This window comes from Pontixanthobacter gangjinensis (assembly GCF_009827545.1).
GTDB lineage: Bacteria > Pseudomonadota > Alphaproteobacteria > Sphingomonadales > Sphingomonadaceae > Pontixanthobacter > Pontixanthobacter gangjinensis.
In genome coordinates, this window is record NZ_WTYS01000001.1 from 1,319,713 (window position 1) to 1,332,542 (window position 12,830).

Genomic DNA, 12,830 nt, shown 5'->3' on the forward strand with positions numbered 1-12,830 from the left:
CGTCTATTGGATGTGGTTATTCAGGCGGCGGCAAATCGAACGCGTCATCTTCGCGTTCTTCGGACCGGCGACGTAATTCCACGCTGCGTTCAGGCGCGGCTTGCGTGTCCAGCTCCAGCAATTCTGCCGCATTGGGCGGCGCTTCGGCTCCGGTTGGCGTAGGAGGCAAGGTTTGCGTTTCGAGCGGCTCAAGATCACCCTTCTGCGCGCAGGCCCCTAGTAGCGCGACGGCGCAAACTATCACAAGCTTCCGTGTCATGATTGGCTCCCCGTCGTTGTATCTGACAAACCAAGCGCCGCACGCGCCTTGGCAACTTGCTTGCTTACTTGGCTTGGCGCGGTTCCGCCATAGGAAGCACGCGCGGCAACCGATGCCTCAACCGACAGGGCCGAAAAGACCCGCTCGTCAATCCTCGCATCAATGGCTTGCAAGTCCACCAGCGACAATGCGTCGAGCGCGATGCTTTTGCTCTCTGCCAGTTTCACAGCTGCGCCGGTAATGTGATGCGCCTCGCGGAACGGAATGTCCGCCTGCGTCACCAGCCAATCAGCCAGATCGGTCGCGGTGGCATAGCCAAGCTCTGCTGCCTGCCGCATTCTCTCGGTCTTGAACGTGCTGTCAGCCACCATGCCGGTCATTGCTGCGATTGACAGGCCGATCAGGCTTGCCGCCTCGAACACTGGCGGCTTATCGTCCTGCATGTCCTTGGAATAGGCGAGCGGGAGGCCCTTCATAGTGATCATCAGCGATGTTGCCGCGCCGATGATCCGCCCCGCATGGCCGCGCACCAATTCGGCGGCGTCCGGATTCTTTTTTTGCGGCATGATTGAACTGCCGGTGCTGAGCGAGTCTGCCATACGGACAAACCCGAAAGGCTGGCTCGCCCAGATGATGAATTCTTCTGCAAGGCGAGACAGATGCAGCGAGATCTGGCTCACTGCCATCAGATAATCGAGCGCGAAATCGCGGTCTGACACGGCATCGAGACTGTTCGCTGTAGGGCGGTCAAACCCGAGCGCCGCTGATGTCGCATCGCGGTCAATCGGGAACCCGGTTCCGGCAAGTGCTGCCGAACCGAGCGGGCTTTCATTCATCCGCACACGCGCATCGGCAAGCCGCGAACGGTCACGCCGGAGCATTTCATAATAGGCCATCAGATGGTGGCCCAACGTCACGGGCTGCGCGGTTTGCAAATGGGTGAAGCCTGGCATGATGCTGCCTGCATGGATACCAGCTTGTGTGACCAAGGCGCGCTGCAAGGCTTCTAATCCGGCGTCGGTTTGGTCGATGGTTTCGCGAACCCACAGGCGAAAATCGGTTGCCACCTGATCGTTGCGGCTGCGTGCTGTGTGCAAGCGCCCAGCCACCGGGCCGATCAATTCGGCAAGCCGGCTTTCGGTGGTCATATGGATGTCTTCGAGGTCCCAGTCTTCGGGCACGCCGTTCGCTTCATATTCTGCTGCGACTGCATCCAGACCATCTGCAATTGTCTGTGCGTCTCCGGCTGTAACAATCGCTTGCGCGCCCAACATTGCGACATGCGCTTTGCTCGCGGCGATATCTTGACGCCACAATGCCTTGTCAAACGGGATTGAGGCGTTGATTTCGCGCATGATCGCACTAGGTCCTTCAGCGAACCTTCCACCCCACATTTGATTGGAACCTGCCTTGTCCATACGATTATCGCTCACGCGGAATGCCTTGCTTGTAGCTGGCCTCAGTCTGGCCCTTGGTAGCTGCGATAGGGAAGCAGCCAATCCTGCGCAAGAACAGGGCGCATTGGCGGGTGCCAAGCAAAGCTTGGTCGGGGAAATCGATACTGCCCGCGCTGGCGAGCTGCTTCCCGCGATGAATGTCACTGATCTCGGTGGTAAGGTGCTCAATCTCGGGGCGCTACAAGGCCAGCCGGTGCTACTCAATGTGTGGGCCACCTATTGCGCGCCGTGCGTGGTGGAAATGCCGATGCTCGACGATCTTGCCGACGATCTTGACGGTAAAGTCAGGGTGCTGACGGTCAGTCAGGATTTGCAGGGCGGCGAGGTGGTCGCGCCTTTCTTTGCTAAGATGAATTTCAGAAATCTTGAACCGTGGATGGAAACCAATGGCGAGCTTGGCTTCGCATTGGCCAGCGGTGTGTTGCCTACCACAGTTCTATATGATTCAAGCGGCCAAGAGGTATGGCGCGTGGTCGGTGATTATGATTGGTCGGGCGCCGAGGCACGCGAAGCGATATTGGCGGCTGTAGAAAACACCGGGTAATCGGGTACTTTGAGCCCCAATTGCTGAAGCAGCGCGCCATGCGATCGCCCGTCTTGATTTAGGCGCCACAGACGGTCAATCTCTGCCCCGCGCTCCTAGGTGGTCTGAGACCGACAAGGGCTTTCTAGCGCCGCCATGCCGGTTGGTTGCAGCATCATGCCAGACCCGACGGACGCAGGCGCGTCAAATTGGTCAAACAGAACGATGGAATGCCCCTGCCGCGAAAGCAACAACGCGCTGGCAAGACCGGATATCCCGCAACCGGCAATAGCAATCTTGAGAGGAGCTGCTTGTGTCCTCTGACGCCAATTGTAGCGAATGCCGCAAAAATGCGAATCAGCCGATGCTGTTTGGGAAGACAGGCCTGGTGGGCGCTGACGGGTTCGAACCGCCGACCCTCTCGGTGTAAACGAGATGCTCTACCAACTGAGCTAAGCGCCCGATCCTAGACCGGAAGCGATGCTCATAGCGGGGAAAAGTTCAAAATCAATTGCGAAGTGTGATTTCTTTGCTCCTTATTGTCTGCCTCGCTATGGGCTGGGTATGATTCAGAAGCACATAAAGGTATTCGCTACCGGCGGTACAATCGCCGGAATCGCCGGTTCTGCGACGAGGCGCGACTATCGTCCCGGCCAATTGGGCATAGACGAATTTCTGGCGAAAGTCGCCGAATTGGACTTGCCCGCGAAGCTGGTGGGCGAACAATTCGCCAATATCGGCTCGGAAGATATGAACCCGGAACTGTGGCGCCGTCTGCATGACGCGGCCAGCGCGGCAATGTATGATGACGCTTGCTTGGGCGTGATTATCACGCACGGCACAGACACGGCGGAGGAAACCGCGTTCCTCCTCGACCAAACGCTGCCGACTGCCAAACCTGTCGTGCTGGCAGGCGCGATGCGCGCCGCTGATGCAGTTGGCAGCGACGGTTTGCGCAATTTTGCCAATGCGGTGCGGGTGGCAGGTGATCCCGAAGCGGCTGGGCGCGGAGTGCTGGTGGTGATGAGCGATCGTGTGTTTGCCGCACGCGATGCACGCAAGGCGCACACAGAGAATGTCGATGCGTTCAAGGGCTTCCCGAGAGGGCCGGTTGGTTACGTCACTCCGACTTCGCTTGAATGGTTCGGTCCCGCTTGGCGCGCTGGCGAACCGGCGCGTTATGCATTCTTTGACGCGATGCCGAAGGTCCCGATCATCTATGCCTATGCCGGCATGTCAGCCGACAATGTCACGCAAGCGCTTGATGGCGGGGCCAAGGGCTTGGTGCTGGCCGGATTTGGGCACGGCAATGCACCACGCGGGATCCGCGATGCGCTGGCTGATGCTGTGCGTCAGGGTGTGGCGGTAGTCCGTTCGTCACGAGTGGATGAGGGCTTGGTTGACCGCGAGCCCGAGGATGACGCTGCGGGCTTTATCGCAGCGCGGGCATTAGGGCCGGCAAGAGCAAGAATATTATTGCAATTGCTGCTAGCGAACGGGATCACCGACCCCGTTCGCGCTCAGGTGGAATTCGGCCGCAGATAGGGGCCGAGTATAAGGGCGGTGTTAGCCGTGCGGCGTGACGAGATATTTCTCGCCGGTCTTCATTTGGCGATAATCCATCACCGCTTCCTTGGTCAGCATTTCTTCGAGTGTGACTTTACGCTTGTAACTGCTGGCAAAAGTGGTGGTGAGATTGTCGAGCACACGCTTCCGCATCCGCATGACCGTTTCCATACCGGCGTTGGCAAGGAACGGCGTGAGCAACCAGCCGGACAGGGTGAAGCCAAAGCCATAGCTCGGCGTCAGGATTGTCGGGCCCATATCGAGGCGGCCATAGATGAACATGCGTTTTTGCTGGTTTGAACCATAGCGCGAATATTCAGTCATCTTTGAAACGGCAACTTGCTCCATCGCTTTGAAGACATGATCGGTCGCCTGACCGCCGCCAATCGGGTCAAAGCCGTAGAATGCGTCGGTTGCATCGATGGCTTCGCGCAATTGCTTCATGAAATCATCGTCCGACGAATTGACGACATATTTCGCGCCGAGGCTTTTTAGAAGTTCGACGTGCTCTGCTTTGCGCACGATATTGACCAATTCGATGTTGTCTTCCTGACAGATCTTGATCAGCATTTGGCCGAGGTTGGATGCGGCAGCAGTGTGAACGATGGCCTTCTGGCCGTCCATTTTCGCATTTTCGACAAAGCCCAGCGCAGTCATTGGATTGACGAAGGCAGATGCGCCATCTTCACACGAATGATCGCCCAATGGCAGGCACATGGCAGCATCGGCGATGCAATATTGGCTGTATGCGTTGCCGGGAACGCAAGCGACTCGCTGGCCCATCAGGCCTTTGGCCATGTCGCTATCGCCTGTTGCTACAACGGTGCCAGCGCCTTCATTGCCAGCTGGAAGTTTCTGACCGTGTCGCGCCTTCGAACCGGTGTTGAACGGCTCGGGCATTTTGGCGACAAATTTGCCGGGAGAATATTCGGCATTTTCCAGATCGGCTGCGCTGGTTAGGATAGCCAAATCCGATGGGTTGATCGGAGCCGCTTCCATTTTGACCAGCACCTGATTACCCGTGGGTTCGGGGAAGGTCACGTCCTCAATCTCCACCGTTAGCGTTCCGTCGGCTGTGAGGGTGGTAAATAGCTGTTTTCCGGTGGTCATTGAGTACTCTCCTGGTTGATCGCGTGTTTGTTCTTATTCGTCGGGGTAGCTTGCTTCTACGAAGTAGAGACCATGTGGGGGTGCATTCAACCCCAAAGTCTGTCTATCTTTTGCCTCAAGCGCTGCTTTGAGGTCATTTTCGGTCCAGCGGCCCATTCCGATATAGGCAAGGCAGCCAACCATCGAGCGCACTTGATGATGCAGGAAACTGCGGGCACGAGCCTCCACAAATACCCATTCAGACCATTCATCCTTGCCGCGCTTTACGTCCAATTGGTCAAGGGTCTTAATCGGGCTTTTGGACTGGCAATGGGCAGACCGGAAGGTGGTGAAATCATGCTCGCCAGTCAAAATTTGCGCGGCATCATGCATTGCATCTGCATCCAGCGGCGTCGGAATCTGCCAAGCGCGATCCCGTTCAACCGTTAGCGGAGCGCGCCTGTTGCAGATACGGTAAATATAACTGCGCTCGTAACAGGAGAACCTCGCGTGCCAGTCATCGGGTTTGATCTCGCATTTGACTACTGAAACCGGATTGGGGCGTATTTGCGCATTGATTGCTTCCATCACCCGAAACGGCGGCAGATGCGTGTCGATATCAACGTGGCACCGCATACCATAGGCGTGGACACCGGCATCGGTTCGGCCCGCAGACTGCATCCGCACGTCCTGACCAGAAAAAGCCTTCACCGCGTCTTCGACCGCGTTCTGGACAGTCATCCCCTGCGGCTGACGCTGGAGGCCAAGATAGGGTGTGCCATCAAATTCGAGAGTTAGTGCGAAGCGGGTCAAACGAGAGTAGTTCCTTCGGCAACGTCAACACCGCGAAGAAACTCGTCGAGATCCATCTTCGGCTTGCCTGCGCGCTGGATGCGCAACGGGCGCAAGGCTCCCGCGCCGCAAGCAATGGTCAACTGATTGTCGAGGGTGACACCAACATCGCCTGAACCTTCGACCACTTCCGCCTTGAGAATTTTTACGCGCTCGCCATCCAATTCAAACCATGCGCCTGGGAACGGGGCGAGGGCGCGGATTTTGCGCTCGATCACTTCGGCGGGGTCGCTCCAGTCAATGCGCGCTTCGGCCTTGTCGATCTTGGGGGCATAGGTTGCTTCGCTGTCATCTTGCTCCACCGCATGATGAACCTCCAGCGTGCGCACTGTCCCGACCATCAATTGCGCGCCCAATTCGGCCAGTTCCTCAGTCAGTTCGCCGGTCGTCTTGTCTTCGATCGGTGTCCGCACGGTCGCCAGCATCGGGCCGGTATCAAGACCTGCTTCCATCTGCATTATCGTGACACCGGTTCCGGGGTCACCCGCCATAATCGCCCGGTGGATAGGTGCCGCGCCGCGCCAACGCGGCAGGATTGAAGCATGTACATTCAGGCAGCCATGCACGGGAATATCGAGCACCGCCTGCGGCAGAATCATTCCATAGGCGGCGACAACCGCAACGTCAGGTTTGAGGGCAGCGAATTCCTGTTGAGCCTCCGGCGTTTTAAGCGAAGTAGGACACCGAACTTCGATTCCGCGAATCTCGGCTTCTTTCTGCACGGCGGAGGGCTGCAACTTCTTGCCTCGGCCTGATGGACGCGGCGGCTGTGTATAGGCGGCGACGATTGTGTGCCCTGCATCATGCAAGGCGGCCAATGTCGGCACCGCGAAATCGGGCGTTCCCATGAAAATGATGCGCATGATTGAGTCTGTCGGCCTTCCTATTATCGGCCGCAAGCCCTATCTTTGCATCCATGGCATCGCAAGAGATTGAGACACTGGCATCGGCACTGGCACGGCTTCCCGGCCTGGGGCCGCGATCTGCGCGGCGTGCGGTGTTGTGGCTGGTCAAGCGGCGGGAGACTTCGCTTGGCCCCTTGCTGGAGGCGCTGGAGGCTGTCCGCGACCGGCTGGTCGAATGTGAAGTGTGCAGCAACGTCGACACGCAGAACCCCTGCGGAATTTGCGCCGATCACAGGCGCGATCAACGCTCCCTCTGTGTGGTGGAGGATGTTTCGGATCTGTGGGCGCTTGACCGGGCGAAACTCTATACAGGCCGCTACCATGTACTGGGCGGGAAGCTGTCGGCAATGGAGGGCGTCAGGCCCGAGGATTTGAACATCGGTTCGCTGCTCGAACGAATTGCGGCCAAAGAAGACGGCATCGGGATCGAGGAAGTGGTGTTGGCGATGAACGCTACTCTGGAAGGACAAACCACCGCGCATTATCTGGCTGAACGTCTGGAGCAATTTCCGGTGCGCATCACCCAATTGGCGCATGGCCTGCCGGTCGGCGGTGAACTTGATTATCTGGACGAAGGAACCTTGGCACAAGCGCTAAGAGCGCGGCGTCCGGTAGGTTGACGCTTGCGGCGAGCCGCAAGCATCCCTAAATAGTCCTTTATGGCTATCCGTGAAATTCTTGAAGTGCCGGACCCCCGGTTGAAAACCATCTCGACACCTGTCGAAACATTCGATGACGAGCTCAAAACGCTGGTCGAAGATATGTTTGAGACGATGTATGACGCGCCGGGCATAGGCCTCGCGGCGATACAGGTTGGTGTGCCCAAACGCGTGCTGGTGATCGACTTGCAGCCCGAAGATGAAGAGGCCGAGCCTGAAGTGTGCAACGCCCATGGCGGCGAAGAGCATACGCATCAGCCGCTTAAGAAAGAGCCGCGCATCTTCATAAATCCCGAAATCCTCGATCCGGCAGAAGATCTGGTGACTTATCAAGAGGGCTGCCTGTCAGTACCTGAAATCTACGCCGATGTAGATCGCCCGGCCACTTGCCGCGTTCGCTATCAGGATCTGGACGGCAAGGTTCACGAGGAACAATTGGACGGATTGATGGCGACCTGCATCCAGCATGAAATGGACCACCTAGAAGGTATCCTGTTTATCGACCATTTGAGCCGTCTGAAGAAGCAAATGGCATTGAAGAAGCTGGAGAAGTTTCGCAAAGCGGCTTGATGATTTGCAAAAAGGGCTCTCGAAATTACTCGAAAGCCCTTTTGAAATGCCTGTCTGCAATCCTAACTACGCTGCCTGACTTAAGCCATTAAGCGCTTTCAAACAGTCGTCAGCGCACTCGCGGCACATTTTGGCGCAACGGCGACAGTGGTCGTTGTCATGCTTTTTGCATTCCTCAATGCATGCCTCGCAAGCGGCAATGCAGGTTCGCAGCATCGACTCGATAATGCCAACATTCCCGGAGGTCCGTCTCGAAGCGACACGGTAGGTGGCGGTGCAAATGTCCGAGCAGTCTGAACAGGCTCGAATGCACGCTGCGGTATCCATATCCTCTGCACTGCAGGCGTCGGCGCAACTGTTACAGATCGCAGCGCAATACATTGCATGCTTCACTGCCTCACCCAGTTGCTCGTTGTAATCTGCGCCCACTTGCGGGTGATCTTGGATCATGGCTTTGATCGACATCATCTATTCCTTTCAGTTGTTTAAGAGATAAGCGCATGGAGTAGTGGGAAAGTTCCCAACCGATTTCATCCGGCCCTTTCCGTTTCCGTCTGTTCCAGCTATGTTCTAGCAATGGAAATTTTTGAAATTGCTCTGATATTTGGCGCGCTCCTTCTTGGTGCCGCCGCCGGCTGGTTTGTTGGCTCTCGCCCTGTCGCTGAATGGCGTTTGCGGTTTGAAGAGCGCAACGGTGAGGCGAAAGCTGCGGTCGAGAAAGTAAGCCGCATGGCGCCTGAATTGGCGACGATGAGCGACCGAGCAGCGCGGGCTGATGGGCTGGCAGAAATGCTTGACCGGTCCCGCGAAGAATTGACCGGACTGAAAGCACAGGCTGCCGGATTCGCCGAGCAAAAGCGCTTGCTTGAAGAAAGCCGCGAGAAGTTGCTCAAAGAGTTCGAGAACACTGGGGCGCAGGTCCTTGGAAAAGCTCAGGAAGCATTTCTCACGCGCGCGAATGAGCGGTTCAAGCAGTCCGAAGAGGTCGGTGAACAACGGATCAAGGCTTTGCTCGAACCGGTTGGATTGCGGCTCAAGAATTATGAGGAGCAAGTGGCGATGCTCGAAGCCAAGCGGGTCGATGCGTTTGGCCAGCTGACTGGACTGATTGACAATATGCAGAAGGGTCAGGAAGAAGTCCGGCGAGAGGCGCAGCGGCTCGGCAACTCATTGACCAATGCCCCCAAGGCGCGCGGGCGTTGGGGTGAGAGGGCGCTTCAAAATGTTCTCGAACAATGCGGACTGTCCCAGCACACAGATTTCAATCTGGAGCAGTCGGTCGATACTGCTGACGGACGGCTGCGCCCTGATGCTATCGTCAATGTGCCGGGCCAGAAAAAGCTGATCATCGACGCCAAAGTATCGCTTAATGCGTATCAAGAGGCGTTCGAGGCCGATGATGATGATGTGCGTAAATTGGCGCTCGGCGCTCACGCAAAATCAATGCGCAATCATGTGCAAACCTTGGGTGCAAAGAGCTACCAAAGCCAATTTGAGGATGCGCCTGACTACGTGGTGATGTTTGTTCCGGGTGAACATTTTATCGCTGCCGCGCTGGAAGCTGATCCTGATCTGTGGGACTTTGCTTTCCAGAACGGCGTGTTGCTTGCATCGCCAACCAATCTGGTCGCGATCGCGCGCACCATCGCGCAGGTCTGGCGGCAGGACCAACTGGCCGATGAAGCCCGCGAAATCGGCAAGGCAGGGGCCGAATTGTACAGCCGGCTTGAAACTGCATCCCAGCACCTGAAGCGGATGGGGTCGGGGTTGGAGTCAGCGGTAAAAAACTACAACAGTTTCGTTGGCAGTTTTGAGCGCAATGTCCTCTCTTCCGCCAAGCGCCTGTCTGAAAAAGGTATCGAGGTTGGCAAGCGTGAGATTGAAGAAGTGCCGTTGGTTGAAAGCGCACCTCGCTACACCGCCGCTGATGTCGCAGACGAAACCGCGGCGCTTCCTGATCAATCCAAAGACGCTAGCACCTCGTAAGCCAGCACAGCGCCGGCAACGGCTGCATTCAGACTGTCTGCACGGCCTTTCATCGGCATCGTGACCCGCAGGTCACAAGCATTTTCGTAAGCTTCGGGCAGACCACGCGATTCATTGCCGACAAGGATGAAGCACGGCGCCGCGTAAGGCGCATCGCGATAATCGACGGCATTGCGCAAGCTTGCGGCGATAAGTTGCCCCCGCTGATTTTCTGGACCGCTTCGCAACCACGGCAGGAAATCATCCCAACTCGTTTGCCCGATCTGTTGGGTAAAAACGGCTCCCATGCTGGCGCGGACAGCTTCGACGCTGAACGGATCGGCGCAATCATCAATCAGGATTAGGCCACCAGCACCCACCGCGTCGCAAGTGCGCAGCATCGTTCCCAAATTACCCGGGTCTCGCAGCGCTTGCGCTACCATCCAGATTGATCCGGCAGTCCGGTCAAGCGACGTCAAACTAGTATCGAACTCTGTAAAAACGCCGGCAACTGCTTGCGGATTATCCTTGCCAGTAATCTTGGTCAGAATCTCGGCAGGTGTCACGATTATCTCGCCACCATTTTGCGCGACGGCATGTTCCAATTCATCCAGCAGCTGATGCGGGTCACGTTTGTCCGCCATAATTAGCGTTTCAGGCAGCTTCCCACATTCGCGTGCATCGGTCAGCAGACGGAGGCCTTCGGCGAGAAATTTCCTCTCCCGCTTTCGGTGTTTTTTGTCGCGCAGGCTGCGGAGATATTTCACCGTTGGATTGGAAAATCCGGTAATCTCTCGGCGTTCAATAGCAGGCATTACTCCTCGCCGAATCCGTCAGCGATAATTGCCCCCAATTCTTCCAGCACAGCGCCGTGATTGTCGCCTGCGACAATCAACTCAATGGTGTCGCCCTTTGCCGCGCCTAGCATCATCAGTCCGAGAATCGAGCCGCCCGCCGCTTCATTCCCATCTTTGGCTATTTTTACATCGCACCCTTCGGGAAGCTGGCTCACCGCGTTCACGAATTTCGCGCTTGCGCGGGCATGAAGACCGCGTTGGTTTATGATGATGTAGCTCCGGCGTGCTTCGGTCATTTTGCGAGCTCCCCTTCGCCCAAAAACTCCGAAGCTATGGTGATATAGGTTTTTCCGGCATCGCGCGCTGCGGTCGCCGCGGTTAAAACATCGCTCTTCTTGCGGACGCCAGCCAAACGGATCAACATGGGCAAGTTGATACCGGCAATCACCTCTACCTTGTCCTTTTGCAAAAGTGATATGGCAAGGTTGGAAGGCGTCCCGCCAAACAAATCTGTCAAAATAATCACGCCGTTCCCAGTATCCACTTCTGAAATAGCTGCTGAGATCTCGGCGCGGCGCTGCTCCATGTCATCATTGGGTCCGATGCACACGGTTGCAATCGATTCTTGCTTGCCCACGACGTGTTCCATCGCATTGACAAATTCGTCGGCCAATTGACCATGGGTCACCAGAATCAAACCTATCATGAGAGAATTATCTGTTCCGCTGCCATTGTAGTTGATGGGAAAGTGTTCGGGGTGCGAGGCATCATGCCTTAAGTCCTTCAATCTCGTCCGCTGCGCGCGACCCCAAATTGCGATGAAGAACCGTGGGCGAAAATCCATGCTCGTGCAAGCTATTGGCCATTAGTGCCGCGGTAAAGACCGAGCGGTGACGCCCCCCAGTACAGCCGAAAGCAATATTGACGTAGCTTTTGCCCTGGGCTGCGTAGCGCGGCAACAAAGTCAGCAACAAATCGCGGATCTGGTCAAAAGCCTTATCGAAGGCAGGGTCTTGCTTAATGTGCACACCGACTGGATCATCCAATCCTGTCTGCTCACGCAATTCGTCAATCCAGTGGGGGTTGTCGAGAAAGCGCATGTCAAACACCAGATCAGCCAACGGGGGAGTGCCTCTCGCAAAGCCGAAACTGGAGATAATGACCGACATACTTTGTGGCGCAGTGCCCGAAAATTGCTCGCGGATTGATTGTTGAAGCTGATTGCTGGCAAAGGCCGATGTGTCGATTACTGCGTCGGCCCACCGGCGCAAAGGTTCGAGCAGTTCGCGCTCAGCCTGAATGCCCACATGGACCGGGCGCTCATGCGCCATAGGATGGCGTCGGCGAGTTTCATTATAGCGCCGTTCAAGCTCGCTGCTGGCGCAATCAAGAAACAAGGTCGTGATTTGCAAATCGCTTCTGGCAGCGAGCTGTTTGACTTTGGTGATGATATCATGTGGAACAAACCCGCGTGTGCGCGAGTCAAATCCGATGGCCAACGGTGAAGATTGTCCGTCACGATCGGCATGGTCGATCAATCCGCCGAGCAAACGGATCGGGAAATTGTCGATCGCTTCCCAGCCCATATCTTCCAACACACGCAATGCGGTCGTTTTGCCTGCGCCGGACAGGCCAGTCACAAGCAGTATACGCTGCATAGCCGGGGGGCTGGAGGGTCGCGAATCGTCAATCATGGGGTGGGCGGTTTGGGCCTAAACGTGCACGATGGAAAGGCCTATCGCGGTAAGCCGGTTCAACCAGGCAATCCGTATACTTTCAGCGCGTGCTCGGCCCGTATGCAATCAGTCAGACCGTTCAGAGTGAATTCGATTGATGGAATGGAGCAACCTTCAATCTCTTTAGTCTCAGCACGTTCGAGATAGCGGGGCGCATCGGTTGATAGGGAAAGGTGCAACGCCACCTTGCCCGATGTTGTCGGAACAGTGATCAGACCAACGTTGCGCAATTCAACCAACACCTCTGTCTCGGATGGCGGCGATGCCGTTAATCTTTCTCTGTCGCGTGAAAGCCGCACCCCGTCATCACCGATTAAGATTGCGCCTCTGTCGATAAGGGCAAGGGCAAGAGAGGTTTTGCCCGCGCCTGGTGCACCGCTGATCAATATCGCCTGTCCGCCAATCTTGACCGACGTGAATTGGCTGAGCCTCGCGATTTCAGACATGGGGTG

At 56.6% G+C, this 12,830-nt stretch carries 17 protein-coding genes and 1 tRNA gene; 5 read left to right on the top strand and 13 right to left on the bottom strand.

Annotation, left to right across the window (positions count from 1 at the left end):
- Positions 1 to 16: 16 nt before the first annotated feature.
- Positions 17 to 259: a hypothetical protein gene (locus GRI36_RS06230; protein WP_160597677.1), complete on the bottom strand. Its 243-nt coding sequence runs from the start codon at positions 257 to 259 to the stop codon at positions 17 to 19.
- Positions 256 to 1,653 carry an argininosuccinate lyase gene (argH, locus tag GRI36_RS06235; RefSeq protein WP_160599091.1) on the bottom strand — a complete coding sequence of 466 codons (1,398 nt, stop codon included), beginning with the start codon at positions 1,651 to 1,653 and terminating at the stop codon, positions 256 to 258. The genes GRI36_RS06230 and argH overlap by 4 nt, the downstream gene beginning before the upstream one ends.
- A gap of 49 nt (positions 1,654 to 1,702) precedes the next feature.
- Between argH and GRI36_RS06240 the strand changes: the two genes are divergently transcribed.
- A complete protein-coding gene (locus GRI36_RS06240; protein ID WP_235902180.1) occupies positions 1,703 to 2,260 on the top strand; it encodes a TlpA family protein disulfide reductase in 558 nt (185 codons plus the stop codon).
- 95 nt (positions 2,261 to 2,355) lie between these two features.
- Here GRI36_RS06240 and GRI36_RS13935 read toward each other — a convergent pair whose 3' ends face one another.
- Together GRI36_RS13935 and GRI36_RS06250 are read right to left on the bottom strand one after the other, a co-directional pair.
- On the bottom strand, positions 2,356 to 2,622 hold the full coding sequence (locus tag GRI36_RS13935) for an FAD-dependent oxidoreductase (RefSeq protein ID WP_202392224.1): 267 nt from the start codon (positions 2,620 to 2,622) through the stop codon (positions 2,356 to 2,358).
- 3 nt (positions 2,623 to 2,625) lie between these two features.
- Positions 2,626 to 2,701: transfer RNA gene (locus GRI36_RS06250), tRNA-Val, on the bottom strand.
- Positions 2,702 to 2,803: 102 nt separating this feature from the next.
- Between GRI36_RS06250 and GRI36_RS06255 the strand changes: the two genes are divergently transcribed.
- A complete protein-coding gene (locus GRI36_RS06255) occupies positions 2,804 to 3,784 on the top strand; it encodes an asparaginase (protein ID WP_160597678.1) in 981 nt (326 codons plus the stop codon).
- 21 nt (positions 3,785 to 3,805) lie between these two features.
- Here the strand turns inward: GRI36_RS06255 and GRI36_RS06260 are convergent, their stop codons facing one another.
- The 3 genes from GRI36_RS06260 to fmt are packed head-to-tail and all read right to left on the bottom strand — an operon-like array spanning position 3,806 to position 6,609.
- A complete protein-coding gene (locus GRI36_RS06260) occupies positions 3,806 to 4,915 on the bottom strand; it encodes a zinc-binding dehydrogenase (protein WP_160597679.1) in 1,110 nt (369 codons plus the stop codon).
- Positions 4,916 to 4,948: 33 nt separating this feature from the next.
- Positions 4,949 to 5,707 (bottom strand): tRNA pseudouridine(38-40) synthase TruA, encoded by a 759-nt coding sequence (truA, locus tag GRI36_RS06265; RefSeq protein ID WP_160597680.1) that lies wholly within the window; start codon positions 5,705 to 5,707, stop codon positions 4,949 to 4,951.
- Positions 5,704 to 6,609: a methionyl-tRNA formyltransferase gene (fmt, locus tag GRI36_RS06270; RefSeq protein ID WP_160597681.1), complete on the bottom strand. Its 906-nt coding sequence runs from the start codon at positions 6,607 to 6,609 to the stop codon at positions 5,704 to 5,706. The genes truA and fmt overlap by 4 nt, the downstream gene beginning before the upstream one ends.
- Before the next feature lie 53 nt (positions 6,610 to 6,662).
- Between fmt and recR the strand changes: the two genes are divergently transcribed.
- Together recR and def are read left to right on the top strand one after the other, a co-directional pair.
- On the top strand, positions 6,663 to 7,271 hold the full coding sequence (gene recR, locus GRI36_RS06275) for a recombination mediator RecR (protein WP_160597682.1): 609 nt from the start codon (positions 6,663 to 6,665) through the stop codon (positions 7,269 to 7,271).
- A gap of 39 nt (positions 7,272 to 7,310) precedes the next feature.
- Positions 7,311 to 7,880 (top strand): peptide deformylase, encoded by a 570-nt coding sequence (gene def, locus GRI36_RS06280; RefSeq protein WP_160597683.1) that lies wholly within the window; start codon positions 7,311 to 7,313, stop codon positions 7,878 to 7,880.
- Between the two features lie 66 nt (positions 7,881 to 7,946).
- On the opposite strand, the gene GRI36_RS14090 is transcribed toward def, so the two are convergent.
- Complete coding sequence (locus tag GRI36_RS14090) at positions 7,947 to 8,348, bottom strand: four-helix bundle copper-binding protein (protein WP_407985665.1); 402 nt, start codon at positions 8,346 to 8,348, stop codon at positions 7,947 to 7,949.
- Between the two features lie 108 nt (positions 8,349 to 8,456).
- On the opposite strand from GRI36_RS14090, the gene GRI36_RS06290 reads away from it, so the two are divergent.
- Positions 8,457 to 9,866: a DNA recombination protein RmuC gene (locus tag GRI36_RS06290; RefSeq protein ID WP_160597684.1), complete on the top strand. Its 1,410-nt coding sequence runs from the start codon at positions 8,457 to 8,459 to the stop codon at positions 9,864 to 9,866.
- On the opposite strand, the gene GRI36_RS06295 is transcribed toward GRI36_RS06290, so the two are convergent.
- From GRI36_RS06295 to GRI36_RS06315, 5 genes are all read right to left on the bottom strand, one after another.
- Positions 9,839 to 10,660, bottom strand: a complete 822-nt coding sequence (locus GRI36_RS06295; protein WP_160597685.1) for a TrmH family RNA methyltransferase — start codon at positions 10,658 to 10,660, stop codon at positions 9,839 to 9,841. The two genes, GRI36_RS06290 and GRI36_RS06295, sit on opposite strands and share 28 nt — an antisense overlap.
- Positions 10,660 to 10,938, bottom strand: coding sequence for an HPr family phosphocarrier protein (locus tag GRI36_RS06300; RefSeq protein WP_160597686.1), 279 nt, complete (start codon positions 10,936 to 10,938; stop codon positions 10,660 to 10,662). The genes GRI36_RS06295 and GRI36_RS06300 overlap by 1 nt, the downstream gene beginning before the upstream one ends.
- Positions 10,935 to 11,348 (bottom strand): PTS sugar transporter subunit IIA, encoded by a 414-nt coding sequence (locus tag GRI36_RS06305; protein WP_160597687.1) that lies wholly within the window; start codon positions 11,346 to 11,348, stop codon positions 10,935 to 10,937. Before GRI36_RS06305 ends, GRI36_RS06300 begins: the two co-directional genes overlap by 4 nt.
- 61 nt (positions 11,349 to 11,409) lie before the next feature.
- Positions 11,410 to 12,336, bottom strand: coding sequence for an RNase adapter RapZ (rapZ, locus tag GRI36_RS06310; protein ID WP_160597688.1), 927 nt, complete (start codon positions 12,334 to 12,336; stop codon positions 11,410 to 11,412).
- A 59-nt stretch (positions 12,337 to 12,395) separates the two neighbouring features.
- The gene (locus tag GRI36_RS06315; protein ID WP_160597689.1) at positions 12,396 to 12,824 is read right to left on the bottom strand and encodes an HPr kinase/phosphorylase; all 429 of its coding nucleotides are present in this window, start codon (positions 12,822 to 12,824) and stop codon (positions 12,396 to 12,398) included.
- Positions 12,825 to 12,830: the final 6 nt, after the last annotated feature.